We start from the raw sequence: 22,276 nt of genomic DNA on the forward strand, positions 1-22,276 counted from the left end.
GCACTCCAGGCGAAGGAACGCGCGGCCGGCGTCAGCTCGGAACGGCTGCCCGCAGGTGCGGCGACACGGCCGCACCGAACCCGGCGACCGTGCGCTGCACGGCCAGCAGCGGGTCGGTCGCCCAGATCTCCTCGTTGAAGATCTCGACCTCGATGTCGCGGTCGTACCCCGTCGCCTCGACGGCGGCTGTGAGGGAAGCGAAGTCGATCACGCCGTCGCCCGGATAGTGCCGCGAGAGCAGCACGTCGGCGGGGAGCGGGGTCTTCCAGTCGCATACCTGGTACGTCGCGATGCGGCCCTCGCGCCCGGCGCGGGCGATGGATGCCAGCACGTCGGGGTCCCAGAAGATGTGGAACGTGTCGACGGTCGCGCCCACGACTGCCGGGTCGAAGTCGGCTGCGATGTCGAGCGCCTGTCCGAGGGTCGAAACGACGCAGCGGTCGGTCGCGTACATCGGATGCAGCGGCTCGATCGCCAGAGTCACTCCGGCCGCGGCGGCGTGGGGTGCCAGCTCGCCGATCGCATCGCGCACGCGCTCGCGCGCGCCGACGATGTCGCGGGAGCCGTCGGGGAGACCTCCTGCGACGAGCACGAGGATCGCGGTCGAGCCGGCGGCTCCCGCGGCGGCGAGGGTCGCGGCCTCGTCGATCGCCACGAGGTTGTCGTCGATCGACGCCCGACGCGCCGGACCCTCGGGCATCGTGAAGAAGCCCGAGCGACAGTGGGTGGTGAAGCGCAGACCCGAGTCGCTCAGCATCCGTGCCGCCGTCGCAAGTCCCACCTCCTGCACCGGCTCACGCCACAGCCCGATCGCCTGCACGCCGGCCTCGGCGGTGACGCGCAGGGCGGTCGCGAGGTCGGCGTGCTTGATGGTGGCCTGGTTGATCGACAGGCGCGGGTCGACGGCCGCGGTCATGACAGCACTCCCGGCACGTCGAGGCCGTTCGTGCGGAGCATGCCGTGCCAGCGGACGGCAGCCAACTCGGGCTGTTCGAGGGCGTGCGATGCGTTGGCGAGCTCGACGATGCGAGAGAGGTGCGGGAGGCTCCGCGCCGAGTGCAGTCCGCCGACCATCTGGAATGCGGTCTGGTGGCCGTTGAGCCACGCCAGGAACGCGACGCCGGTCTTGTAGTAGAACGTCGGCGCGGCGAACACCTGGCGGCTGAGCTCTTCGGTGGGGCCGAGGATCTCGAGGTACCGCGCCGAGTCGCCGGCGTCGAGCGCCTGGATCGCGGCGGAGGCGACCGGCGTGAGAGCAGCGAAGGCGCCGAGCAGCGCGTCGGAGTGGCCGCGCTTCGTCTCGCCTGCGGCTCGCTCAGCGGCCGGGGCCTCGAGTGAGTCCCCGCCGATCAGGCCGACGTAGTTGAAGTCGTCGCCGGTGAACATGCGCACGCCCTCGGGCAGGCGCTCGCGCACGGAGACCTCGGACTCGGCATCCAGCAGGCTCATCTTCACGCCCGCGATCCGGTCGACGTTCTCGCCGATGATCTCCAGCAGCACCGCCGACGCCTCGCGCCAGTCGGGCGACCCGAAGTAGCCCTCCAGCGACGGGTCGAACGCGGTGCCGAGCCAGTGCAGCACAACCGGAGTGGTCGCAGCCCCGATCACCTCGCGGTAGACGTGACGGTAGTCGTCGGCCGACGTCGCCGCGCGCGCCAGGTGACGCGAGGCCATCAGCACGGGGCCGGCGCCCTGCTCCTCGGTGAAGTGGAGCTGCTCCTTGTAGGCGTCGATGACCTCGCCGATCGAGATCGCCTCGGCCTCGACGTGGTCGGTGTTCACGCCGACGACAACCGAGCCGCCCTCCTCGCGCGCGACCTCGGCCGACCGCGCGATGAGTTCGCGCGTGGCTGCGGCGTCGAGGCCCATGTTGCGCTGCGCCGTGTCCATCGCGTCGGCGACGCCGAGACCCCACGAGTAGACGCTGCGACGGAAGTCGAGCGTGGCATCCCAGTCGATCTCGGCGGGACGACCCGGGGTGTTGTCGGCGTGCACGTGCGGCACGACGTGCGCGGCGGCATACGCGACGCGGCTCTGCAGCGGCCCCGTCGGCTTGGCGTAGCCGGGGGACTCGTTGAGCGTGACGGCCGAGATGGCGCCGTCGGCTCCGAGGAGGGTGAGGCTCGTCATGGATGCTGCGCTCTCGTTCAGTCCAGCGACAGGGTCGGCAGCTCGAGCTTGCGGCCCTCGCGTGCCGACTGCAGGCCGACCTCGGCCAGCAGCACGCCACGGGCGCCCGCGAGCAGGTCGTACTCGTATTCCGTGCCGAGCACGTACGACTCGAGGAACTCCTCCCACTGCTGGCGGAAGCCGTTCTGGAACACGTCGTTGGTCGGAACCTCGGCCCAATCGGCGTCGTAGTCGTGGTCGTCGGCGAGGTCGGGGTTCCACACCGGCTTCGGGGTGGCGTTGCGGTGCTGGATCTTCGCGCCGAAGAGCCCCACGACGGCCGAGCCGTGCGTGCCATCGACGTGGAACTCGACGAGCTCGTCGCGGTTCACGCGCACGGTCCAGCTCGAGTTGATCTGGGCGACCGCGCCGCCGGCGAGCTCGAAGATGCCGTACGCGGCGTCTTCGGCGGTGGCGGTGTAGGGCTCGCCGTTCTCGTCCCAGCGGGTGGGGATGTGGGTCGATGCCTGCGCGTAGACCGAGGTGACCTCGCCGAACAGGTTCTCGAGCACGTAGTTCCAGTGCGGGAACATGTCGACGATGATGCCGCCGCCGTCTTCGACACGGTAGTTCCAGCTGGGGCGCTGCGCGGGCTGCCAGTCGCCCTCGAAGACCCAGTAGCCGAACTCGCCGCGCACCGACAGGATGCGGCCGAAGAAGCCCGAGTCGATGAGGCGCTTGAGCTTCTGCAGGCCCGGGAGGTACAGCTTGTCGTGCACGACGCCGGTCTTGACGCCGGCAGTGGCCGCGAGCTTCGCGAGCTCGAGGGCCTCGTCGACCGACTCGGCGGTGGGCTTCTCGGTGTAGATGGTCTTGCCGGCGGCGATGGCCTTGCGAAGCGCGGTGGCGCGGGCCTTCGTCACGAGGAAGTCGGCGTAGATCTCCCAGCGCGGGTCGGCGAGGGCGGCATCCAGATCGGTCGTGTAGTCCTCGATGCCGTGCTTGGCGGCGAGCTCGGCGAGCTTGGCCTCGCTCCGGCCGACGAGCAGCGGCTTGACGGTGACCTTCGAGCCGTCGGCGAGTTCGATGCCGCCCTGGTCGCGGATCGCGAGGATCGAGCGCACGAGGTGCTGGCGGTAGCCCATGCGGCCCGAGACGCCGTTCATGATGATGCCGATCTCGCGCACCTCGGGGCGGGCGGCGGACGCCGCGGCCGGCGCCGGGGCGAGGGTGGTGTCAGTCACGGTGACCTTCTCTCTGGGTGACCATCGCGACGCCTCCGTCGGGATGGGTAAACGCTTTCCAACAGTGTGACACGGGAATGGATGCTGCGCAAGCGCTTTCCCGTGGACGGTTCGTTCGGTCCTACTCCAGTCGCAGTGCGGCCCACGACACCGGCGGCAGCGTGAACGACAGGACGGATGACTCGTCGACCGCGTGCGGGAAGGGCCGTACGCCGACCCGCTCCGGCTCTTCGAGCGTGTTCGCGGCGTAGAGATCGTCGTCGTGCAGCAGGTGCGTCTCGACGATCGACACGTCGCGGCCGAGGGCGGCGATCAGGGGAGCGAGGTCGATGTGGAGTGACGCGGCATCCGTCGTCGAGCGGTTCACGAGGAACACGCTCGCGCCGTCGGCATCGACGGTCGCGACGGCGTTGACCCGCGCGACCGCGCCGAACCGGTCGCTCTCGAACGTCCCCGCCTCGACGGGCAGGCGCAGCGCCCGCCCATGCCCGAGGCGAGACGTGAGCGAGAAGGGGTAGAACGTCGTCTGCCGCCATGCCGAGCCCCCCGGTTCGGTCATGATCGGCGCGATGACGTTCACCAATTGCGCAAGCGACGCCGACCTCACGCGGTCGGAGTGCTGCAAGAGAGTGATGAGCAGGTCGCCGAAGACGACCGCATCGAGTGCGTTGTACTGGTCTTCCAGCTGGCGCGGCGCGATCGGCCAGTCATCGGGGCCGTAGGTCGCCGCCTGCTCCTGCCACTTCGAGAGGTACCAGACGTTCCACTCGTCGAACGAGATCATGATGCGCTTGTCGCTCTTACGCGCGGCGGCGACGTGATCGGCGGTCGCGACGACCTCTTCGATGAACTTCGCCATGTCGACGCCCGACGCGAGGAACTCCTGGGCGTCGCCGTCGTGCTCCTGGTAATAGGCGTGGCACGAGATGAAGTCGACGTCGTCGAGGGTGTGCTCGAGCACTTCGCGCTCCCACGCGCCGAAGGTCGGCATCGTGCGCCCCGACGAGCCGCACACGACGAGCTCGATCGAGGGGTCGAGTTGACGCATGCCCTTCGCGGTCCGCGACGCGAGCTTGCCGTAGTCGGAGGCGCTGCGGTGACCCAGCTGCCACCATCCGTCCATCTCGTTGCCGAGGCACCACATCTTCACGCCGAACGGCTGCGGCCGCCCGTTCGCGGCGCGCTCGTCGGTGAGCGCGGTCTTGACGGACGTATTGGCGTACTCGAGCAGGTCGAGTGCCTCCTGCGTGCCGCGCGTGCCGAGGTTGACGGCGAGCATCAGCTCGGAGCCGACCTTGTCGAGCCAGTCCTGGAATTCGTGGAGTCCGACCTCGTTGGTCTCGGTCGCGTGCCACGCGAGGTCGAGCCGACGCGGGCGCCGGTCGACGGGGCCGACGCCGTCCTCCCACCGATAGCCCGAGACGAAGTTGCCGCCGGGGTACCGGATCGTCGAGACCCCGAGCTCGCGCACCAGCGCGATCACGTCGGTGCGGAAGCCGGCATCATCGGCGAGCGGATGCTGCGGCTCGAAGATCCCGTCGTAGACGTGGCGGCCGAGATGCTCGACGAACCCCCCGAAGATGCGGCGGTCGATGTCGGAGATCACGAGGGCTGGGTCGAGGCGCCCGAGCGCACGTGCGTCGGTCATGGCTTCCTTCCGGCGAGGAGGACGGATGCGTCTTCGGGGAATGCTTCCGGTGTCTGGGGTTCGGCGTCAACGGGCGCCCACGCGAAGAGCACCTCCTGCGGGGCGAGCGCTCGAAGCACGACGGCGGCGCCGGTCTCGGCATCCGTTCCTTCGAGTCCGACCTCGACGGTCGCGTCGCCGTGGTTGATCACCGTGACGAGGTCGCCGCGACGGGCGACCTCGAGGCCTGCGGGCAGGTCGTCGATGATCGGCCGGACGCCGGATGCCGCGACCAGCGCGCCGACGACCGCATCGATCCCGGCGGCGTCGGGCATCGTCGCGACGTACCAGGCTTCGCCGCTGCCGTACATGTGCCGGGTGAGGGCGGGGCTGCCTGCCGCGGCACCGCTCGTGAACGACGCGACGACCTCGGCGCCGGCCGGATGGACGACCTCGGCGACGAGCGATCCGGTGGCCTCGACCCCGCCGACGGAGAAGTCGACGCGACCGCCCGCGATCGTGCCCACCCGTGCGACCTGCGCCCCGACGCCCATGCCGCCCGTGGACGCGCCACCCAGCGCGCCGAAATCCTCGAAGCGGATGCCGAGGGCGGGCCCGAGCTGCGTGACGAAGCCGCCGTCGCGGAACTGGTCGTGCTCGTCGACGATGTCGCTGAAGGGGCCGGTGAGGAGGGTGCCGCCGCCGTCGACGAACCGATTTAGAGCGGCCGCGCCGGCATCGCGCAGCAGGTAGAGCGCCGGCGCGAGCACGAGGTCGTAGCCGCCGTCGATGCGCTCGGGCGCCACGATGTCGACCATGATCCCGCGCTTGTGAAGCGCGCCGTACCACTCGAGCACGAGGGCGAGGTAGTCGATCTCGACCGGGTGATCCCGGCCCTCGATCGCCCACCAGTTCTCCCAGTCGAAGACGACGGCGACCCTGGCGTCGCGACCGGGTGCGGGGAGCGCGGGCAGCGCGCCGAGGCGCGCGCCGAGGTCGGTCACGCTCCGCCAGGTCGCGGTGTCGGTGCCGGCGTGGGGGAGCATCGCCGAGTGGAACTTCTCGCTGCCGGCGCGGGACTGCCGCCACTGGAAGAACATGATTCCGTCGGCTCCGCGCCCGACCGACTGCGCGGTCTCGGCGGCCAGCACCCCGGGACGCTTTCCGGGGTTCGACGGGCGCCAGTTGACGGCATCCGTCGCCTGCTCCATGAGGATCCACGGCACGCCGGGCTTGAGCGAGCGCACGAGATCGCGCTGGAAGGCGGCATCGCGGATCCGGTTCGGATTTGCAGGGTCCGGGTAGCAGTCGTCGGCGATCACGTCCATGTGCGGCGCCCACTTCGCGTAGTCGGCGGGCTTGAACGGACCCATGAAGTTCGTCGTGATGGGCTGGGTGGCACCCGCGGCGAGCAGGATCCCGCGCTCCATCAGGTAGCACTCCAGCAGCATGTCGGAGCTGAAGCGGCGCCAGTCGAGCATCGACGACGGGTTGTGGCTGTAGGGCGCGAGCCGCGGCGGGAAGATCTCGTCGAATCCGCCGTAGCGCTGCGACCAGAAGCTCGTGCCCCACGCGTCGTTGAGCGCGTCGATCGTCTCGTAGCGGCCCTGCAGCCACCCGCGGTATGCGTCGCGCGCGGCATCCGAGAAGTCCATCGGCAGGTGGCATCCGAACTCGTTGCCGACGTGCCACATCGTGACGGCCGGATGCTGCGCGTAGCGCTCGGCGAGGCGGCGCACCAGCTCGCCTGCGAGGCGCCGGTAGACGGGTGACGACGGCGCGAAGTGCTGGCGGCTGCCCGGCCAGAACGAGGCTCCGCTCTCGTCGGCGGGAAGCGTCTCGGGGTAGGTGGCGCTGACCCACGGCGGGGGCGAGGCGGTGGCGGTCGCGAGATTCACCTGGATGCCGCCGGCGTGGAGCTTCTCGATCACGGTGTCGAGCCACGCGAAGTCCCACACGCCCTCGGCGGGCTGGATGCGCGACCATGCGAAGATGCCGAGGCTCACGACGTTCACGCCCGCCTCGCGCATGAGGCGCACGTCGTCGTCCCACACCTCCTCCGGCCACTGGTCGGGGTTGTAGTCGGCGCCGTACAGCACGTTCAGGTCCTCGGTTCGTTCGGAGAGCGGGTAGCAGGAGTTCGGGCGGCGACACCCGGCTCGTCAGCGGCGACGGCGCGCGGGGATCGCGACGACCGCGAGGGCGGCGCAGCCGAGAGCGGGGATCACGAGGGGCACGAGCGCCCACGCCGCGACGCACACGAACACGGCGGTGGCTGCGAGGTACAGGGCGCCGACGACGTCTCCCATGACGATTGCGGGGACGCTGCGAACGGCCGTGCGCCAGCCGGTCTCGGGGGTCCAGGCCCCCGCGGCCGCGAGCAGCGCGACGGCGACGGCGCCGAGGCCGACCCAGCCGAGGATCGCGATCGCCCCGCCGCCCGGGAGGAAGCCCGAGTTCGCGAGGTCGATGTCGAGGGCGAGGATCGCCACGGCGATCACCCCGACGGCGCCGACGACGAGCCCGCCCGGCAGCGCGGCGCGGACGTCGTGCCAGTAGGTGCGCGCGGGCGACGCCTCGGCGTCGATGAATCGACGGAGGTGACGGATGCCGGCCGCGAGCGCCGCGGGCAGCGTCACGACCAGGATCCCGGCGATCGCGACGAGGAGGCCCACCATCAGCACCTCGCCGAACAGGCCGAACTTCGCCGTGGCTCCGGGGAACCGCGCGACCGGGGTGTCGTCGATCGTCGGTCCGCTGCCCGAGCGGTCGGCGCGGACCGCAGCCTTGTACTCGCGCTTGGTCGTGGTGGCCATGGTCGTCAGCCTTTCAGGCCCTGGGTGGCGACGCCGTCGACGAGGAACCGTTGGAACACGAGGAAGAACAGCAGCACCGGGAGCAGTGCGATGAACGACGCGGTGACGGTGGCGCCGAAGTCGCTCGTGGAGGACTGGTCGTTGTAGAGGCGCAGGGCGATCGGGAGCGGGTAGTTCTCGGGGCTGGTGAGGTACAGCAGGGGTCCGAGGAAGTCGTTCCATGCCCAGATGAAGGAGAAGATCGCGCAGGTGATCAGGGCCGGCTTGACGAGCGGCAGGATGATGGCCCAGAAGATGCGGATGTGGCCGGCGCCGTCGATGCGGGCGGCTTCGTCCATGTCGCGGGGCATCTGGCGCATGAACTGCACGAGGAGGAACACGAAGAACGCTTCGGTGGCGAGGAACTTCGGGATCAGCAGCGGCCAGAACGTGTCGACGAGTCCGAGGTTGTTGAAGAGGATGTACTGGGGGATGATCACGACGTGGAACGGCAGCAGCAGCGTGCCGATCATCGCGGCGAACAGGATGCCGAGACCCTTGAAATGGATGCGGGCGAACGCGTAGGCGGCGAGGGCTGACGAGAGCACGGTGCCGATCACGGAGACGACGGCGATGAGGAGGGAGTTCGCGAAGAACTTCCACATCGGCACGCCGGCGATGCCCTCCATGACCTTGACGTAGTTGTCGAGGGTGGGGCTGTTGGGGATGAGCCCCTGGTTCGACCCGAACTCGCCGTTGGGCTTGAAGGTGGAGAACAGCAGCCAGACCAGCGGGTAGAGCACGATCGCGGTGATCGCGAGCAGCACGATGAACCAGATGATGGTCTGCCAGGTCTTCCGCTTGACCTTGCGGCGGGGCGTCGACTTCGGGTCGGGGTCGACCTGGTTCTCGGTCTGGACGAGCGCGTTCTGGGAGAAGCTCGAAGTAGTCATCGGTTGTCTCCCGAGTAGTGGACCCACGATTTCTGGGTGCGGAAGAGGATGAAGGCGATGATGGCGACGACCACCAGCAGCACCCACGCGATCGCGGACGCGTAGCCCATCTGGCCGTCGGAGAAGCCGCGCTTGTAGAGGTAGAGGGTGATGAAGTTCGTCATCCCGGCGGGTCCGCCGGAGCCGTTGGAGATGATGTAGGCGGAGGCGAACACCTGGAACGCGCCGATGAGGCCGAGCAGCAGGTTGAAGAAGATCACCGGGGACAGCAGCGGCACGGTGACGGCGCGGAACCGGTTGATGGGCCCGGCACCGTCCATCTCGGCGGCTTCGTAGAGTTCCTTGGGGATCTGCTTGAGGCCGGCGAGGAAGATGACCATGGTGGCGCCGAACTGCCACACCGACAGCAGGATCATCATCGGGAGCACCAGGTCGGGGTTGCCGACCCAGCCGCCGAGGTTGATGCCGAAGAACGAGAGCGAGGTGTCGACGGGACCTTCCTCGCGGAACATCGCCTTCCACACGATCGCGACCGACACCGATCCGCCGATGAGCGACGGGGCGTAGAACGCGGAGCGGAAGAACCCGCCCGCGGTGCTGCGGTAGTTCAGCAGCATCGCGACCGCGAGGGCGGCGATGAGGGTGATCGGGGTGCCGACGAGGACGTAGATCAGGGTGATCTGCGCGGACTGGATGAACGCCGGATCCGACGTGAACATCCGCACGTAGTTGTCGAACCCGATCCACTTCGGCGGCTGGAAGATGTTGTACGACGTGAACGACAGGTACAGCGAGTACACCATCGGGACGATCGTGAGACCGAAGAACCCGATCAGCCACGGGGAGAGGAACCCGTAGCCCGCGAGCGACTCCCTGCGCAGCCGCGAACGCTGACCCGGCCGATTCAGCTGCTCGGTCCGCTCTCGGCGCAGCAGGGACCGACGCGACGACTTGCCCGTCACGATGACTCTGGTCGCTGTGGTGCTCACGTCGACTCCTTCGTTGGTCTCGAGGTGGTGTTCCGGGGCCCGGGCGCAGACGCCCGAGCCCCGGAAGCGTGTTACTGGGTGAGGACGACGTCCATCTCGCCGAAGAACTGCGCGACCGCGTCCTCGACCGTGATGGTGCCGAAGTTGAGCTCCTGGCCCAGCTGGCGGAACTTCTCCTCGAGCGTGCCGTAGCCGACGATCGGCACGGGGGGCGCGTCGCCGAGGCGGTCGGCGATCGCCGCCTCGTGGTCCTTGACCTGCTGGCTCAGCGGGTCGAGCTCAGCGGCGGCGAGAGCGGTCTCCGAGGCCGGCAGACCGCGGTTGGTGCCGAAGATCTCACCCGACTGCGGCGAGTTGACGAGGAAGTTGAGCAGCGTCGCCGCGGCCTCGGGGTGCTCGGTGTTGGCCGAGATGGTGTGCAGCATCGAGGGCTTCAGGTACAGGTCCTTCGCGCCTTCCTCGGTGACAGGAGGAGCGAGCAGGCTGAGCTCGGTGTAGCCCTCGCCCAGGTTGCCGAGGTAGCCGCCGCCGAAGTTGTCCCACGTGAGCTCGCTCGCGGTGTTGGCGGTGTCGAACGGACCGAGGGGGGCGACCTCCTCGACGCGCTGCTGCGGGACGCCGATGCCGTCGCGGACCTCCGCGCCCGACTCCCAGAACTCGGTGAGGCGCTCTTCGTCGAAGCCAGCTTCGCCATCCTCGCTGAAGAGGTACGAGCCCTCCGCGCGCAGCTGGATCTCGAAGTTCTGGATGCGGCCGGTCCAGTCGCTGCCACCCCAGAACTCGCCGCCGGCAGCCTCGGTGATCTCGGCCATCCAGTCGGCGTAGTCGTCCCAGCTGCCGCCCGCGAAGTCCTCCACACCGGCAGTCTCGAGCAGAACGGGGTTCGTGAACAGGCCCCACGCGTTCGTGGAGGTCGGGATGCCGGTGGTCACACCGCCGACGACGCCGATGTCGAGGATGTTCTGCGGCAGCGGGTCGGTCTCGATGATGCCGCCGAGGTACGGGTCGAGATCGAGCAGCAGCCCGTTCTCGGAATACTGACGCATGTACGAGTAGTCGAACTGCATGACGTCGGGGAGGTTGCCGCCGGCAGCCTCGGTCTGACGCTTCTCCCAGAACTCGGGGAAGCCCAGGAACGTCGGGTTCACCGTGATGTTCGGGTACTCCTCGTTGAACGCGACGATCGCCTCGTTGTAGAGCTCCGCGCGCACGTCGTTGCCCCAGAACGCGAGGTCGAGAGTGACCTCCTCGTCCGGATCGAACGTCGCGGCCGGCTCGGGCTCGCTGCCACCGGCGCAACCCGCCAGGGCCAGTGCGGCGCCGGTCGCGAGGGCGATGCCGGCAAATGTCCGCTTCTTGTTGAACATCCTTGTCCTTCTCTCTGAACGTCTGCGTTCGATTCTTCTCCGCGAGACGTTCGTTGTCCGTTGATGCGGTGTGTGGCGCATCCCTTGGTGCAATCCGGAAAGCGCTTGCCCGCTACGGTACAGGGCGCAAAAACGTTTCGCAAGGGGGGAGGGGCAGGAATTTGAACGATTCAGTAACGACGGGTGACGCATCCGCTCGACGCAGGGATGGGCGTCAACGCTCGGCGGTGAGCTTGTCGCCGTCGACGCGCAGGCGCGCGACGTGCACGGCACTGCGCCGGTGTGCGGGCTCGTCAGCGCCCTCGAGTTCGCTGCCGTCCCACCACGGGTGCGAGAAGAAGTACAGCAGTGCCTCGTCGCCGGCGCCGACCACCGCGCCATGTCGGCCGATCTGCACGCCGGCGGCGGGCGGTCCGCTCTCGCCGAGGATGACGGCATCCGCTCCGCCCTGGCGCTCCCACGTCACCGCGTCGTGCGAGCGGTGCACGGCCATGCCGCGCCACTCGTCGGTCAGCATCCACCACCAGCCGCCCAGCGTGAACACGTACGGGCCTTCGTGCGGGCGCCCGCCGATCGCCGTGTCGTCGAGGCGCCAGGCCTCGAGATCGTCCGACACCGCGACGGCCGTCGTCGAGTCTGCGGCTTCGTCCTTGTACCAGAGCCGCCACCGCCCGTCGGGGCAGCGGGTCACGGCGGCGTCGATCACGCGGTCGCTCGCGAGGGCGAGCGGGCCGCGCCGGGTCCACGTCACGAGGTCGTCGGAGGCGTACTCGACGATGCACCGACGGTGGCCCTCCCAGCGGGTCGGGATGCCGTCGATCTCGGTCAGGTACATGCGCCACCGCGTGCCGTCGTGGATCACCTCGGGCGCCCAATGCGTCGCGTCGACGACGGCGGGTGGGCCGCCCGGGTCGAGCACGAGGGAAGCGGATGCCGACGGCTCGAGGGTCCCCGCGTACGACCACCGCAGACCGTCGTCGCTCTGTGCGACGCCGATGCGACTGCCGTGCACCCACGCGACGCCCGGGCCGGGGTCGGGATGGTTCGCACGACGCTGGGTGTAGAACATCCACCAGCCGGTGCCGGTGTCGCGGATGACCGTGGGGTCGGTCGCGCCGTCGTAGACCGGGTCTCGGTAGAGCTCGCGCGGCGCCGGAGCGTCGGGGTCGATCACGTCAGCGGTCCGCGCCGGGTGTGAGATCGATGACGGGGCTTGCGAACCCGCGCCGGTGCGTCGGGTGCGTAGCGAGGTCGGCCGGGGTCACCACTGCGCCGTCGGCGGCGGCCGACGCGTAGATCGCGGCGACGAGCTCGAGCGAGCGTGCCGGGGCGTCGGCGGTCGGCGGCAGCGGAGCACCCGCGAGCAGCGCGTCGAACACGTCGCGCAGGAGCGGCGCGTGGTCGCTGTGCTCCTCGGCATCGGGGAGCGCCCAACCCGCCTGCGCGGCCTCGTCGACGTGCGGCGCCGGCGTGATCCGCCAGTTCTCGTGTCCATGCCCATAGAGGTGGTCGACGGTGATCGTGGCTTTCTCGGTGTCGATGCGGATCGAGCTCGTCTCGCGCGGCGACAGCGTGCTCGAGACCACCTGCGCGACCACGCCGCCTGCGAACACCACGGTCGCCGTCGAGACGTCCTCGGTCTCGGTCTCGCGCGCCAGGCGCCACAGACGCCCCTCGACGCGGGACCAGTCGCCGAGGAGGTAGGCGAGGAGATCGAGCTGATGGATGCCGTGGCCGAGCGTCGTGCCACCGCCCTCGGTCTGCCACTTCCCCCGCCAGGGCACCGCGAAGTAGTCCGCATCGCGGAACCACAGCGTCTGGCACTGCGCGAGCAGGGGCCGCCCGAACGCGCCTTCGTCGAGCAGGCGCTTGACGTGGGCAGCGGCGGTGCCGGTTCGCTGCTGGAAGACGACGGCCAGCTCGCGGCCGGCGGCGGTCGCCGCAGCGCGCATGTCGTCGAGCTCGTCGAGAGACGGCGCCGGGGGCTTCTCGACCACGACGTGGGCTCCCGCGGCGAAGGCGGCGAGCGTCTGCTCGCGGTGGACGGCGGGCGGCGTGCAGATGAGCACGACATCGGGGTGCTCGGCCGCCAGCATCCCGTCGAGGTCGTCGTAGACCGCGGGGATGCCGTAGCGCGACGCGAACGCGTCCGCGTTCGCGCGGGTGAGATCGGTCACCGCGACGAGCTCCGCGCGGGAGTGGGCGGCGACGCCGCGGGCGTGGAGGTTGGCGACGGCGCCGGTGCCGACGAGCGCGACGCGCAAACCTTCGGCAGTCATGCCGGCACCTCCGAGTCGGCGCGCAGCTCGGCGACGAGCTCCGCACCCGCGCCGGTGGCGTGGGTCGCGGCATCCGGTCCGCCGATGATCACGACCACGCCCAGGGTGAGCGTGTCGCCGGGCGCGACCTCGGTGTCGTCGTAGAAGAACGGCGCGGGACAGAGCCCGGCGTACTCCGCGCTGCGTGCGAACCACGGCGATTCGCCGGCGCCCGCGTCGAGCATCAGCACGCCGACGCCGCCGTCGGGCGACACATACGCCAGCCACGGTGCTGCGGCGCCGCGGGCCGCGTCGCCCGCCGCGCCGTCGGGCCCGATGATCTCGCCACCGGTGAAGCCCGAGGGCCCGCGCCAGAAGATGCCGGCGTACCCGGCGTTCTCGCGTCCGTTCGATGTGGGTGAGCCGAACGCGAGCGCCTCGCCCGAGACGTTGGTGAGCCGGCTCCGCCACGTGAGCGCCCACGCGCTTTCGTCGAGGGAGCGCGCGGTTAGTGTGCGCTCTTCCGTGAGGATCACGGCGCCGGCCTGCGTCACCCAGTCGAGGCGCTCGTCGACGCGTGCGGGCTCGAGCGACGTGAACCCGCGGTGCACCTGGGCGCCGTTGTTGGCGAGTTGCGTGTATCCCTGGCCGCGCAGGTACGTCGGGCCGCCCCAGAAATTGTCGTGCCCGACATGGGGGAGTGCGAGCGAGAGACCCTTGTGCCACACGTGGTCGTCCGGGCGGTACGCGGTCGCCGCACGGCCGTCTCGGGTGAGGAGCAGTGCGTACGGTCGCGGCGATTCGATCGGGGCGTCGGTCGGGGCGTAGACGTACTCGGCGAGCACGGCGGCGTCTGCGCCGTCACCGTCGCGCAGCGTCAGCCGGCCGGGCGTCGCGTCATCGAAGCGCATGCATACCTCCGTGGAATGGGCCGGTGCGAGTCTAATCCCGAATGACGGAAAGCGCTATCCCATCGGTGCTCAGACGGCGCCGGCCTGCGTCGCGTGCAAGTGCGCGTAGCGGCCCGAGCGGGCGAGCAGCTCGTCGTGCCGGCCCTGCTCGACGATCTGGCCGTGCTCGAGCACGACGATGCGGTCAGCCTGGCGGATCGTCGACAGGCGGTGTGCGACGACCAGCGTCGTGCGGCCGCGCATCAGGCGGCTGAGCGCCTCTTTGACGAGCTCCTCCGATTCGGGGTCGAGTGCCGAGGTCGCCTCGTCGAGCAGCAGGATGCGCGGATCGCGCACGAGGGCGCGGGCGATCGCGAGCCGCTGCCGCTGACCGCCCGAGAGTCGCGCGCCGCGCTCGCCGACCAGCGTGTCCCAGCCGACGGGAAGACGATCGACGAAGTCGGCCGCGTTCGCGTCGACGAGGGCTTGGAGCAGACGCGCCTCCGACACTTCGTCGAGGCCGTAGGCGATGTTCTCGCGGATCGTCCCCTCGAACAGCACCGAGTCCTGCGGCACAACCGAGACCGCCCGGCGCACGGTCCGGAGGTCCAGCGCCTGCATGTCGGCGCCGTCGAGCAGGATCCGCCCCGAGGTCGGGCGCACGAAGCCGAGCACGAGGTTGAGGAGGGTCGACTTGCCCGAGCCCGACGACCCGACGAACGCGACGGTCTCACCGGGTGCGATGTCGAGCGAGATGTCCTGCAGAGCATCGCGGTCGGCCTCGTCGTAGCGATGCGACACGTTCTCGAGCGTGAGATGTCCGCCGACATGGTCGACCACGCGCTTGCCCTCGTTCTGCTCGAGGTCGGGCTCCTGCAGCACCTCCGAGATCGAGCGCATCGACTCGAGGCCGCGTGCGCCGACCGGGATGAGCATGAGCAACTGGGTGAGGCCGCCGGTCAGCAGCGTGAAGTAGGTCGACAGCAGCACGACCTCGCCCGGCGTGATCGGGAGGAGACCCGTGAGCGAGAAGATCGCCGCGAGCACCAGGCAGCCGACCCCGAGCAGCTGCATCGCGACCCACGAGATCGAGGCGACGTGGCCGTTCAGCATGTCGAGGTGCAGGCCCGCGCGACGGACGCCGTCGGCGCCCGATGCGACGCGGGTGACCGCGGTCTGCTCGAGCCCGTGCGCACGGGTGACGGGGATGAGCGAGGCCATCTCGCCGACCCGCGCAGAGAGGGTCTCGACTTCGCGGCGGAACACCTCGTTGCGCTCCCGCGAACGGTTGCGCAGTCCATAGCGGATGCCGATCGCGATCGGCACAGCAAGGGCGTAGACCGGCAGGAACTGCGGCACCGTGATCGCGGTCATCGAGATCGCGCCGATCATGACCATCGTCGCCGACAGCAGCGGGTGGGTCACCTGCTGCAGCATGAGCTCGATGTTCTCGACGTCGCGGACGAGCTTCGTCTGCATGATGGAGGCGCTCACCCGGGTGTGGTAGCCGATCGACAGGCTCTGCAGGCGCGCCGCGAGGGCGTTGCGGAGGTCTGCTCCGGTGTCGCGCACGACCGTCATGAAGTTGCGGGTGTACACGATGTGCATCGGGTAGTTCTGCAGCAGCAGAAGTGCGGCGACCGCGAACCAGATGAGCACGGTCGACACCTCGCCCCCGGTGGCGACGATGTCGATGATCGCCGCCGTGATGACCGGCAGGAACCACAGGGGGATCTCCTTGCAGGCGAACGCGAGGATGGCGAGGGTCATGCGGCCGGGCCGGCGGGCGAGCAGCGTGAGCACCGTGCGCCCCGGACGCGGATTCTGAGTGATGTCCACGATCCGGATCGCGCCGGTAAACGCTTTCTGGGTCATGAGGACATGGTACGACGGATGCCGCCTCCGGTTGCGCGCGAGCGGGGGCTAGCGGCTCCCGTGGCCGATGGTGGACGCGCGCACCGCGAGCTCGGGCCGGTAGACGACGTTTCCGAGGCCCGCCCCTTCGTCGCCCGAGATGCGGGCGAGGAGCATCTCGGCCGCGGTGCGCCCCATCTCGCGCGCGGGCTGTCGCACCGAGGTGAGCGGCACTGCGGCGATGGCGGCGAATTCGATGTCGTCGTAGCCGACGACGGCGATGTCTTCGGGCACGCGGACGCCGTGGGTGAGGAGTCCGTGGACGAGCCCGATCGCGAGGTGGTCGTTCGAGACGACCAGGCCGTCGGGGCGGTCGTCGGGGTGCCGCGCGGCGAGCTGCTCGCCGAACGCGAGGCCGATCTGGGAGGTGGTCCGCTCGGTCCAGATGGTTTCGAGCGTCGCGCCGGCGACCCCGGCCACCGCAGTCTGCGCGCCGGCCAGTCGGTCGCGCACCTGGCGGACTTCCTCGCGGGCGCCGACGAACGCGAGTGTGCGACGCCCGGTCTCCAGGAGGTGCTCGGCGGCGAGGCGTCCACCGGCGACGTCGTCGAACGAGACCGAGGGGAGGGCGCCGGCATCGTCGACGGAGTCGACGAGCACGACCGGGATGCCGCGGCGGCGCAGGCGGTCGAGCCACGGGCCGGTGTCGCCGAAGGGGCTCACCAGTGCTCCCTCGACGTGGACGCGCTCGAAGAGCTCGAGGTGGTCGCGCTCCTTCGCGGCGTCGTCGCTGGAGTTGCCCACGAGCACCCGCACGCCCGCGGCCGAGGCGGCGTCCTCGGCGCCGGCGACCATCTCGGCGAAGAACGGGTTCGCGATGTTGATGACCGTCATGCCGAGCAGACCCGAGCGCCCTGCGCGCAGCTGCTGGGCGGCCTGGAGCGGCACGTAGCCGAGTTGATCGGCTGCGGCGCGGACGCGCTCGACGAGCATGTCGCTCACGAGGTACGGGCGGTTGAGCGCGTTGGAGACCGTGCTGATCGACACGCCCGCGCGCAGCGCGACGTCGCGAATGCCGGCCCGCTTCATGTCGCAGGCACCTCCGTCCGGCCGGTCCCTCCCGGCGCCCGGCACGGCCGCGTGCCCGGTGCGACCATGGTAGGCGCTTTCCTAGGGGGCCTCGCGCATCCGGCTCCTCGGCTCGTCGCCACTGCAGGAGATGTCGCCCTCGACAGGAGGATTCGCGGGGGATTCCTCCTGTTGAAGCCCGGTTCTCCTGCGGGGGAGCACGCGCCGGCTCACCGGCCTCGGGTCAGGCTCCGCCGAGGGCCTCAGCCACGACCGCCCGTGCCTCCTCCTGCACCTCGGCGAGGTGCTCGGGGCCGCGCAGCGACTCGGCGTACAGCTTGTACACGTCCTCGGTGCCCGACGGCCGCGCGGCGAACCAGGCGTGCTCGGTCTGCACCTTCAGTCCGCCGATCGCCGCGCCGTTGCCGGGCGCATGCGAGAGCTTCGCGGTGATCGGCTCGCCCGCGAGCTCGGTCGCGGTGACCGCCTCGGGCGCGAGCTTCGCGAGCGCCGCCTTCTGCGCGGGCGAGGCCGCGGCATCCACGCGCTGGTAAGCCGACGAGCCGAACTCGGCTTCGAGTTCGGCGTAGCGCTGCGACGGCGTCTTGCCGGTGACGGCGAGGATCTCGGCGGCCAGCAGGCACAGGAGTATCCCGTCCTTGTCGGTCGTCCACACCGTGCCGTCGGTCCGCAGGAACGACGCACCGGCCGACTCCTCGCCGCCGAAGGCGACCGAGCCGTCGAGCAGTCCCGGCACGAACCACTTGAACCCGACCGGAACCTCCAGCAGCGTTCGCCCGAGCGACGCGGCGACGCGGTCGATGATCATCGAACTCACGAGGGTCTTGCCGATAGCGGCGTCGGCCGGCCAGCCGGCACGGTGCGCATAGAGGTAGTCGATCGCGACCGCGAGGTAGTGGTTGGGGTTCATGAGCCCCGCGTCGGGGGTGACGATGCCGTGGCGGTCGGCATCGGCATCATTGCCGGTGAGGATGTCGTAGTCGTGGCGCTTGGCGACGAGCGAGGCCATCGCCGACGGCGACGACGGATCCATGCGGATCTTCTCGTCCCAGTCGAGCGTCATGAACTTCCACGTCGGGTCGACGTCGGGGTTGACGACCGTGAGGTCGAGTCCATGCACCTCGGCGATGAGCGCCCAGTACTCCACCGAGGCGCCGCCCAGCGGATCGGCGCCGATGCGGACGCCGGCGTGGCGGATCGCCTCGACGTCGATGATGTTCGCGAGGTCGCGCACATACGCGTCGCGGAAGTCGTACTCGCCGAGCTTCTCGCCGTCGAGGTCCCGGTAGGGGGTGCGCGAGACGCCCTCGAGCCCGGCGGCGATCAGGGCGTTCGCGCGGTCGGCGATCCAGCCGGTCGCGTCGGTGTCGGCCGGGCCGCCGTTCGGCGGGTTGTACTTGAAGCCGCCGTCGCGCGGCGGGTTGTGGCTGGGGGTGACGACGATGCCGTCGGCGCGGCCCGGGTCATCGAGTGCACGGCCGCGGTTGTACGCGAGGATCGCGTGGCTGAGCGCGGGGGTCGGCACCCACGAGTCGCGGGAGTCGACGCGCACATCGATGCCGTTCGCGACCAGCACCTCGATCGCGCTGCGCTCGGCAGGCAGCGACAGGCCGTGCGTGTCGCGCCCGAGGAACAGGGGGCCGGCGATGCCCTGCGTGCGGCGGTAGTCGACGATCGCCTGGGTCGTGGCGAGGATGTGGTCCTCATTGAAGCTCGTCGACAGCGACGAGCCGCGGTGCCCGCTCGTGCCGAACGCGACGCGCTGCTCGGCGACGGAGGCATCGGGGTGGCGGTCGTAGTAGGCGGAGATGAGCTCATCGATGTCGATGAGGTCGCTGGCTTCGGCGGGCTGTCCTGCTCGGCTCATGCGTCCCAGTCTGCCCGTCCCGGGCCTGCGGCGCACCGTGCATGACGTGACAGGCCCGCAGTCGTGAACCGCGCAATAGGGTGGAGCGCGTGACTTCCGAGCCCGTCGACGCTCCGGCGCCCGATTCCGCCCCCGTGCGCCGCACCTACAGCTACCTGGGCCCCGCCGGCACCTTCACCGAGGCGGCGCTCAGCCAGGTGCCCGAGGCGCGCGAGCAGATCTGGCGTCCGGTGCGCAACGTCGGCGAGGCGCTGTCGGACGTCGTCGAGGGGCGGTCGGATGCCGCGATGATCGCGATCGAGAACTCCGTGGACGGCGGGGTCTCGACCGCGCAGGATGCCCTGGCGACGGTTCCGGGGCTCCGGATCATCGGCGAGTACCTCGTTCCCGTCGAGTTCGTGCTGGTCGGCCGGCCGGGCGCGACCCTCGACGACGTCTCGCTGATCGCGGCGCACCCGGTCGCCTACGCGCAGTGCCTGCAGTGGCTCGGCCGCGAGCTGCCCGGGCACGCGCATGTGCCGGCGGCGAGCAATGTCGCCAGCGCCATGGGCCTCATCGACGGCACGAGCGATGCGGATGCCGCCATCGCGCCGCCCGGCATCCTCGAGCACCACGACCTCACGCTGCTGGCCGAGAACATCGGCGACAACGCGAACGCCGTCACGCGCTTCGTGCTCGTCAGCCGGACGGTCGCGGCACCCCCGCCGACCGGTGCCGATAAGACCTCGCTCATCGTCGAGCTGCCCGACGACCACCCGGGTGCCCTGCTCGAGATGCTCGAGCAGTTCGCCACGCGCGGCATCAACCTGTCGCTGCTGGCCTCGCGCCCCATCGGCGATGCGCTCGGCCGGTACCGGTTCGTCATCGACGCCGACGGTCACATCTCGGACGAGCGCATGGCCGACGCGCTGCTGGGGCTTCGCCGTTTCAGCCCGAAGGTGGTCTTCCTCGGGTCGTATCCGCGCGCGGACCGCGCAGTGGTGCACTATCCCGACCGCTACTCCGATGACGTGTTCGTCGAGGCGCGCGACTGGCTGCGCGGACTCATCAGCGGCGAGCCGGAGGCATGAGATGGCGTTCACCTTCGACCCCGCGAACGAGGTGCACGCGCGCGCCCTCGCCCGGCTCGGCAGCGAGCAGGTGGCGTGGTTCGGCACGATCGGCCGCGACGGGTACCCGCACGCCGTGCCGATCTGGTTCCTGTGGCGCGATGGAAAGGCGCTGATCCTGAGCGAGCCGCAGACGGCGAAGGTGCGCAACCTCCGCGAGAACGATCGCGTCATGCTGCACCTCGAGGCGGGCGTCGACGGCGAGCAGCTGCTGGTGCTGCGCGGCACCGCGGCGATCTCGCCCGATCCTGCAACCGCGTGGGCTCAGCGCATCGGCGAGGAGTACACGGCCAAGTACGGCGAGTGGATGCAGCGGCTCAAGCTCCCGATGGCGACGATGGCCGAGCGCTACCGCGTCGTGATCGAGGTCACCCCGCACAAGCTCATCGCCTGGTAGCGCACCACGGCAGTACCCTGAACCATGCTCGAACCGACGGGCCTGGTCGAGGCCGGCAGGCGCGCGTACGCCGCCGCCGATTGGTCGGCGGCGCTTGAGAATCTGACTGCGGCACGCGCCGAAGGACCGATCGCCGTCGACGACGTCGCACTCATGGCCCGATCGGCGTGGTGGCTCGGTCGCGTGCCGGAGTCCCTGGCGTTCGCCGAAGAGACCTTCCGCAGCCTCTGCGACGCCGGGCGCACCGCGGATGCCGCGATGACCGCGCTCCGGCTGAGCCTGCTGTGGGCCACGCGCGGCGATGTCACCGTCGGCATGGCGTGGCTGAACCGCGCGCGGCGGATCCTCGCCGACGAACCCGAAGGCCGCGCGCACGGCTACCTGCTGTACATCGACGCGGCGCTCGAGATGGCCGCCGGAGGAGGCGCGTGGACGGATGCCGGCGTGGAGCGCCTCGCGGACTTCGCCCGCCGGTATCCGGAACCCGGCATCCAGTCACTCAGCATGGTGGTCGCCGGTCTCGCAGCGCTTCGCCGCGGTGACACTCACGGCGGGTTCGCGCTGCTCGACGAGGCGATGCTGCCGGTGCTCGCCGGCGAGATCGAGGCCGAATGGGCCGGCGACATCTACTGCACGATCATCCACGTCTCGCACGAGCTCGCCGACTTCCGCCGCATGGAGGACTGGACCCGGGCGACCGAGACGTGGTGTCGGCAGTTCGGCAGTGAGGCGATCTACACCGGCATCTGCCGTGTCCACCGGCTCGAGCTGCGGTGCCTGCGTGGCGAGTGGCACGAGGCCGAGACGATGCTCGAGCACGAGAGCACATGCCTGGCGGGGGACAACGCGTGGGTCGCCGGCGAGGGCTTCTACCAGCTCGGCGAGATCCGGCGGTTGCGCGGGGACGCCGACGGGGCGCGCGAGGCGTACGACCTGGCGCGCGCCGCGGGGATCGACCCGCAGCCCGGGGACGCCCTGCTCGCGCTGACCACCGGCGACGTCGCTGCCGCGGGCGCTGCGATCGCGGCATCCCTGGCCCAACGCGACCGTGTCGCGCGCGTGCGGCTCCTGCTCGCCGCCGTTCAGATCGCGCTGGCGGCGGGCGATCGGGCGGGCGCCGGTGTATTCGCCGACGAGCTGCGGGAGTCCGCCGAGCACTTCGAGAGCAGGGGGTTCCGCTGCTGGTCGGCACAGGCTGACGGGATGCTGGCGCTCGCGGACGCCGATGCGTCGGGCGCGCTCGCGGCGCTTCAACGCGCCGAAGCCGACCTGCGCGCGGACAACCGGCCCTACGAACTCGCGCGCGTGCTCGGCCTCACCGCGCGGGCGTACGATCTCGCCGGAAGCGAATCGGCGGCTGTCGCGGCGCGCACCCGCGCCCGCGAGATCCTCACGCGGCTGGGGGCGCGCGCAGACCCCGACGCGACGCCGCGCGCAGCGGAGGCGGGCACGTCCGGCCCGCTGACCGCGCGCGAGGCCGAGGTGCTCGCGCTCGTCTCTTCTGGCGCGTCGAACCGGGACGTCGCCGAGCGGCTGTTCATCAGCGAGAAGACGGTCGGCCGTCATCTCGCCAACGTCTACGTGAAGATCGGCGTCGGCTCGCGCACGGCGGCGGCCGCCTGGTGGCACGCGAGACCGTCGAACAAGCCGGACCTCCGCTGACTGCATCGTTCGATGCAGGCCCCAGCCGAATCTGCACGGTTCGACCGATGCACCCCGTGACCCGTC

General features: G+C 70.3%; 18 protein-coding genes. 3 read left to right on the forward strand and 15 right to left on the reverse strand.

Going from position 1 to position 22,276, the window contains the following annotated elements:
- Positions 1–31 precede the first annotated feature (31 nt).
- The 15 genes from FFS15_RS13175 to pgm form a co-directional block, all read right to left on the reverse strand.
- A complete protein-coding gene (locus tag FFS15_RS13175; RefSeq protein WP_137845497.1) occupies positions 32–916 on the reverse strand; it encodes a sugar phosphate isomerase/epimerase family protein in 885 nt (294 codons plus the stop codon).
- Positions 913–2,130 (reverse strand): dihydrodipicolinate synthase family protein, encoded by a 1,218-nt coding sequence (locus FFS15_RS13180; RefSeq protein ID WP_137845498.1) that lies wholly within the window; start codon positions 2,128–2,130, stop codon positions 913–915. The genes FFS15_RS13175 and FFS15_RS13180 overlap by 4 nt, the downstream gene beginning before the upstream one ends.
- Positions 2,131–2,147: 17 nt before the next feature.
- The gene (locus tag FFS15_RS13185) at positions 2,148–3,353 is read right to left on the reverse strand and encodes a Gfo/Idh/MocA family oxidoreductase (protein ID WP_249354052.1); all 1,206 of its coding nucleotides are present in this window, start codon (positions 3,351–3,353) and stop codon (positions 2,148–2,150) included.
- A gap of 121 nt (positions 3,354–3,474) precedes the next feature.
- On the reverse strand, positions 3,475–5,001 hold the full coding sequence (locus FFS15_RS13190) for an alpha-N-arabinofuranosidase (protein ID WP_137845499.1): 1,527 nt from the start codon (positions 4,999–5,001) through the stop codon (positions 3,475–3,477).
- Positions 4,998–7,079 carry a beta-galactosidase gene (locus FFS15_RS13195; RefSeq protein WP_137845500.1) on the reverse strand — a complete coding sequence of 694 codons (2,082 nt, stop codon included), beginning with the start codon at positions 7,077–7,079 and terminating at the stop codon, positions 4,998–5,000. Before FFS15_RS13195 ends, FFS15_RS13190 begins: the two co-directional genes overlap by 4 nt.
- 63 nt (positions 7,080–7,142) lie before the next feature.
- Complete coding sequence (locus FFS15_RS13200; protein WP_137845501.1) at positions 7,143–7,796, reverse strand: hypothetical protein; 654 nt, start codon at positions 7,794–7,796, stop codon at positions 7,143–7,145.
- Positions 7,797–7,801: 5 nt separating this feature from the next.
- Positions 7,802–8,728 (reverse strand): carbohydrate ABC transporter permease, encoded by a 927-nt coding sequence (locus FFS15_RS13205; protein WP_137845502.1) that lies wholly within the window; start codon positions 8,726–8,728, stop codon positions 7,802–7,804.
- On the reverse strand, positions 8,725–9,660 hold the full coding sequence (locus FFS15_RS13210) for a sugar ABC transporter permease (protein WP_249354055.1): 936 nt from the start codon (positions 9,658–9,660) through the stop codon (positions 8,725–8,727). The genes FFS15_RS13205 and FFS15_RS13210 overlap by 4 nt, the downstream gene beginning before the upstream one ends.
- Positions 9,661–9,788: 128 nt before the next feature.
- On the reverse strand, positions 9,789–11,084 hold the full coding sequence (locus FFS15_RS13215; protein WP_137845504.1) for an extracellular solute-binding protein: 1,296 nt from the start codon (positions 11,082–11,084) through the stop codon (positions 9,789–9,791).
- A gap of 214 nt (positions 11,085–11,298) precedes the next feature.
- A complete protein-coding gene (locus FFS15_RS13220) occupies positions 11,299–12,258 on the reverse strand; it encodes a family 43 glycosylhydrolase (RefSeq protein WP_249354053.1) in 960 nt (319 codons plus the stop codon).
- A 1-nt stretch (position 12,259) separates the two neighbouring features.
- On the reverse strand, positions 12,260–13,363 hold the full coding sequence (locus FFS15_RS13225) for a Gfo/Idh/MocA family oxidoreductase (RefSeq protein ID WP_137845505.1): 1,104 nt from the start codon (positions 13,361–13,363) through the stop codon (positions 12,260–12,262).
- Positions 13,360–14,253: a PmoA family protein gene (locus tag FFS15_RS13230; RefSeq protein ID WP_137845506.1), complete on the reverse strand. Its 894-nt coding sequence runs from the start codon at positions 14,251–14,253 to the stop codon at positions 13,360–13,362. The genes FFS15_RS13225 and FFS15_RS13230 overlap by 4 nt, the downstream gene beginning before the upstream one ends.
- A gap of 69 nt (positions 14,254–14,322) precedes the next feature.
- Positions 14,323–16,107 (reverse strand): ABC transporter ATP-binding protein, encoded by a 1,785-nt coding sequence (locus FFS15_RS13235; RefSeq protein ID WP_137845507.1) that lies wholly within the window; start codon positions 16,105–16,107, stop codon positions 14,323–14,325.
- Positions 16,108–16,155: 48 nt separating this feature from the next.
- Positions 16,156–17,175 carry a LacI family DNA-binding transcriptional regulator gene (locus FFS15_RS13240; protein ID WP_137845508.1) on the reverse strand — a complete coding sequence of 340 codons (1,020 nt, stop codon included), beginning with the start codon at positions 17,173–17,175 and terminating at the stop codon, positions 16,156–16,158.
- A gap of 223 nt (positions 17,176–17,398) precedes the next feature.
- On the reverse strand, positions 17,399–19,042 hold the full coding sequence (pgm, locus tag FFS15_RS13245; protein WP_137845509.1) for a phosphoglucomutase (alpha-D-glucose-1,6-bisphosphate-dependent): 1,644 nt from the start codon (positions 19,040–19,042) through the stop codon (positions 17,399–17,401).
- An 89-nt stretch (positions 19,043–19,131) separates the two neighbouring features.
- Here pgm and pheA point away from each other — a divergent pair, with 89 nt between their 5' ends.
- The 3 genes from pheA to FFS15_RS13260 are packed head-to-tail and all read left to right on the forward strand — an operon-like array spanning position 19,132 to position 22,210.
- A complete protein-coding gene (gene pheA / locus FFS15_RS13250; protein WP_137845510.1) occupies positions 19,132–20,112 on the forward strand; it encodes a prephenate dehydratase in 981 nt (326 codons plus the stop codon).
- A 1-nt stretch (position 20,113) separates the two neighbouring features.
- Complete coding sequence (locus FFS15_RS13255) at positions 20,114–20,548, forward strand: TIGR03618 family F420-dependent PPOX class oxidoreductase (RefSeq protein ID WP_171013192.1); 435 nt, start codon at positions 20,114–20,116, stop codon at positions 20,546–20,548.
- 24 nt (positions 20,549–20,572) lie between these two features.
- On the forward strand, positions 20,573–22,210 hold the full coding sequence (locus FFS15_RS13260; RefSeq protein ID WP_137845512.1) for a helix-turn-helix transcriptional regulator: 1,638 nt from the start codon (positions 20,573–20,575) through the stop codon (positions 22,208–22,210).
- Positions 22,211–22,276: the final 66 nt, after the last annotated feature.

The sequence above is a fragment of the Microbacterium sp. 2FI genome (assembly GCF_005502885.1).
Lineage (GTDB): Bacteria > Actinomycetota > Actinomycetes > Actinomycetales > Microbacteriaceae > Microbacterium.

Excerpts from the sequence above, each read along its gene's own strand:
- FFS15_RS13200 (WP_137845501.1), bottom strand. The coding sequence starts at position 7,796 with ATGGCCACCACGACCAAGCGCGAGTACAAGGCTGCGGTCCGCGCCGAC.
- FFS15_RS13260 (WP_137845512.1), top strand. The coding sequence starts at position 20,573 with ATGCTCGAACCGACGGGCCTGGTCGAGGCCGGCAGGCGCGCGTACGCC.
- FFS15_RS13225 (WP_137845505.1), bottom strand. The coding sequence starts at position 13,363 with ATGACTGCCGAAGGTTTGCGCGTCGCGCTCGTCGGCACCGGCGCCGTC.
- FFS15_RS13190 (WP_137845499.1), bottom strand. The coding sequence starts at position 5,001 with ATGACCGACGCACGTGCGCTCGGGCGCCTCGACCCAGCCCTCGTGATC.
- FFS15_RS13255 (WP_171013192.1), top strand. The coding sequence starts at position 20,114 with ATGGCGTTCACCTTCGACCCCGCGAACGAGGTGCACGCGCGCGCCCTC.
- FFS15_RS13205 (WP_137845502.1), bottom strand. The coding sequence starts at position 8,728 with ATGACTACTTCGAGCTTCTCCCAGAACGCGCTCGTCCAGACCGAGAAC.
- FFS15_RS13235 (WP_137845507.1), bottom strand. The coding sequence starts at position 16,107 with ATGACCCAGAAAGCGTTTACCGGCGCGATCCGGATCGTGGACATCACT.
- FFS15_RS13240 (WP_137845508.1), bottom strand. The coding sequence starts at position 17,175 with ATGAAGCGGGCCGGCATTCGCGACGTCGCGCTGCGCGCGGGCGTGTCG.
- FFS15_RS13230 (WP_137845506.1), bottom strand. The coding sequence starts at position 14,253 with ATGCGCTTCGATGACGCGACGCCCGGCCGGCTGACGCTGCGCGACGGT.
- FFS15_RS13215 (WP_137845504.1), bottom strand. The coding sequence starts at position 11,084 with ATGTTCAACAAGAAGCGGACATTTGCCGGCATCGCCCTCGCGACCGGC.
- FFS15_RS13180 (WP_137845498.1), bottom strand. The coding sequence starts at position 2,130 with ATGACGAGCCTCACCCTCCTCGGAGCCGACGGCGCCATCTCGGCCGTC.
- FFS15_RS13175 (WP_137845497.1), bottom strand. The coding sequence starts at position 916 with ATGACCGCGGCCGTCGACCCGCGCCTGTCGATCAACCAGGCCACCATC.
- pgm (WP_137845509.1), bottom strand. The coding sequence starts at position 19,042 with ATGAGCCGAGCAGGACAGCCCGCCGAAGCCAGCGACCTCATCGACATC.